At 70.2% G+C, this 2,789-nt stretch carries 2 protein-coding genes and 1 pseudogene; 1 reads left to right on the top strand and 2 read right to left on the bottom strand.

Going from position 1 to position 2,789, the window contains the following annotated elements; all coding sequences use genetic code 11:
* Nucleotides 1-36 precede the first annotated feature (36 nt).
* A pseudogene (locus tag U9980_RS19695) lies at nucleotides 37-1,409 on the bottom strand (geranylgeranyl reductase family protein).
* 294 nt (nucleotides 1,410-1,703) lie between these two features.
* Between U9980_RS19695 and U9980_RS19700 the strand changes: the two are divergent.
* On the top strand, nucleotides 1,704-2,423 hold the full coding sequence (locus U9980_RS19700; protein WP_322769268.1) for a dienelactone hydrolase family protein: 720 nt from the start codon (nucleotides 1,704-1,706) through the stop codon (nucleotides 2,421-2,423).
* 82 nt (nucleotides 2,424-2,505) lie between these two features.
* On the opposite strand, the gene U9980_RS19705 is transcribed toward U9980_RS19700, so the two are convergent.
* A partial coding sequence (locus tag U9980_RS19705; RefSeq protein WP_322769269.1) for a class I SAM-dependent methyltransferase occupies nucleotides 2,506-2,789 on the bottom strand: 284 nt, incomplete at its 5' end.

Consider the following 2,789-nt stretch of genomic DNA (forward strand, 5'->3'; position numbering starts at 1 on the left):
CCAGCGGGTGACGTCCGGCGACGCACGTTTGGGCACTCAGGTCGCGGGCGCGACTCTGGTCATCGCGTTGATCAGACGGTCCAGCGCATCACCTCCCCGCGGGTCGGTGAGATTCGCCAGCAGCTTCAGCGTGAAACGCATGAGCGTCGGCCGAGGCAGCCCGTACCGGGTTGCCGTCCGCATCACGGCCGGGTTTCCGATCAACTGGACGAACACCCGACCGAGGGTGTAGTAGCCACCGTAGCGCTGGCGGAGAAGGTGCGGGTATGCCTGCAGCGCCCGTTCCCGCGACGGCCCGGACGCGCGGGCCATCGCCTGCACGGCCACCTCGGCCGCGAGACGTCCGGACTCCATGGCGTAGGCGATGCCCTCGCCGTTGAAGGGATTGATCGCACCACCCGCGTCCCCGACGAGCATGAGACCGTCGCGATAGTGCGGCGTGCGGTTGAAGGCCATCGGCAGCGCGCCACCGCGGACCGGACCGGTGGCGTTCTCCTCGGTGTAGCCCCACTCCGGTGGGAGACCGCCGAGCCAACGCCGGAGTAGGTCCTTGTAGTCGGTGTTCTGGAAGGCACTGGTGGTGTTCAGCAGCCCGAGGCCGACATTGCTCGTTCCGTCGCCGACACCGAAGATCCAACCGTAGCCGGGAAGCAGTCGGGAGGCCCCCGGTGCGCCCTCCCACAGTTCCAGGTGGGACTCCAGGAAGTCGTCGTGGGTGCGGGGGCTGCGGTAGTACCGGCGCACCGCAACGCCGAGCGGACGATCATCACGGCGGCCGATGCCGAGCGAGAGGGCCATCCGCGCGCTGTTGCCGTCAGCTGCGATCACCAGCGGAGCGCGGAACTCGACCGGTTCGCGGCCACGGCCAGCCTTCGCGTGGACTCCGACAACCCGACCGGTGCGCTCGTCGAGCACCGGGCCGGTGACCGCGGTTTCCTCCCGCAGCCGTGCGCCTGCCTTCTCGGCATGCCGGACGAGCAGCTCGTCGAAGTCGAGCCGGGGACGGACCAGGCCGTAGTCCGGCCAGTTCGCCAGCTCGGGCCACGGCAGTTCGAGTCGCACGCGGCCGCCGACGATCCGCAGGCCGCGGTTTCGGACCCACCCGGAGCCCTGCTGGACCGACCCGGAGATCTGGGCACCCCGGGGTACCTCCCGATCGACCCCGGCCGGACCAAGCCCGGCCGGATCGACCCGGCCGGATCGCTGCTGGTGTCGATACCCATCTCGATCAGGCTGCGAACGGCCCGGGGAGTGAGCCCGTCACCGCAGACCTTCTCCCGCGGGAAGCTCGTCTTCTCCAGCAGGACGACCTCCAGCCCGGTGCGGGCCAGGTGATACGCAGCCGCCGACCCGCCTGGTCCAGCACCGACAACGATGACATCGGCGTGCTCGGCCTCGACCGCTGTCATGATCACGCACCGCTCCGGATCGCCGGGGTATTCCCACTCGCCATACTTCCGCCGCTCGTGAACGTTTTCACGAGCGCAACGGCGAGTCTAGGCCCTGCGCCCGCGGTTGGCACAGGTGCCGGGATCGCGAACAGGCCCGCGTCGCGTGCAGCGACGAACCGCGGGTCCGAACCCCAGCAAATGGATCACCATGGCCGTAAGGTGAGTGGGGATGATGTACCGGATCAGGGGCTGTGATCCCCGCCCCGCAGCACCCGGGGCGCGACCGGACACTCGACCGGACAGGAGCACGGGATGAGCGTCGAGACCGTCACACTGTCCACGGCGGACGGACCCATGGATGCTGTCGTCGCGCATCCGGCCGACGTGCCCCGCGGCGGTGTCATCGTCGCCCAGGAGGCCTTCGGACTCACCGGGTACATCACGGCCGTGTGCGAGCGTTTCGCCGCCGTCGGCTGGCGTGCCATCGCGCCGGCCTTCTACCACCGGGCGGGGTCACCGGTCTTCGCCTACGACACCGATATCGCCACCATCCGATCGACCACGCAGGCGCTCAACAGCCTTGAGATCCTCGATGACGTCGACGCGAGTATGGAGTTGCTCGCCGACGAGGGAACCGCGATCGACCGCATCGCGGTGGTCGGTTTCTGCATGGGCGGGACAGTGGCGACGATCGCCGCCGCGCACCGACCGCTCGGGGCCGCTGTCAGCTTCTACGGCGGCGGGCTCGTCCAGGGCCGGTTCGGCGAGGCGCCCCTGGTCGAGGTGGCGGCCCGCCTCCAGGCACCGTGGTTGGGTCTTTTCGGCGACCTCGACCAGAGCATCCCGGTGGAACACGTCGAAGCCATGCGATCGGCCACCGGGGACGCCGCCGTGCCGACTGAAATCGTCCGCTACCCGGGCGTGGGGCACGCGTTCCACTGCGACGAACGGCCCGCGGGATACAACGCCATCGCCGCCGCGGATGCCTGGGCCCGCACGCTGGCCTGGCTGGACGCCCACATCCCAGCCTGATCACCAAGCCTGGCCACCCGGAGCGCCGAGGTCACCCCGGTAACCCGGTACCCGCGATACCCGCGATACCCGCGATACCGGGTCAGGATGGGCGGGTGGCGCGGTGCAGTGCCACGATGCCGCCGGTGAGGTTGCGCCAGCCGACCCGGGTCCAGCCGGCTCCGGCGATGCGCGCGGCCAGGGCCGGCTGGTCCGGCCAGGCGCGGATCGACTCGGCCAGGTAGATGTAGGAGTCCGGACTGCTGCTGACCGCGCGGGCGAGCCCGGGCAGCGTGCGCATCAGGTACTCCAGGTAGACCGTGCGCCACGGCGCCCAGGTGGGTCGGCTGAACTCGCAGACGACCAGGCGTCCACCCGGCCGGGTCA

It is taken from the genome of Protofrankia sp. Cr1 (assembly GCF_963555865.1).
Taxonomy (GTDB): domain Bacteria; phylum Actinomycetota; class Actinomycetes; order Frankiales; family Frankiaceae; genus Protofrankia.

Excerpts from the sequence above, each read along its gene's own strand:
- U9980_RS19700 (WP_322769268.1), top strand. The coding sequence starts at position 1,704 with ATGAGCGTCGAGACCGTCACACTGTCCACGGCGGACGGACCCATGGAT.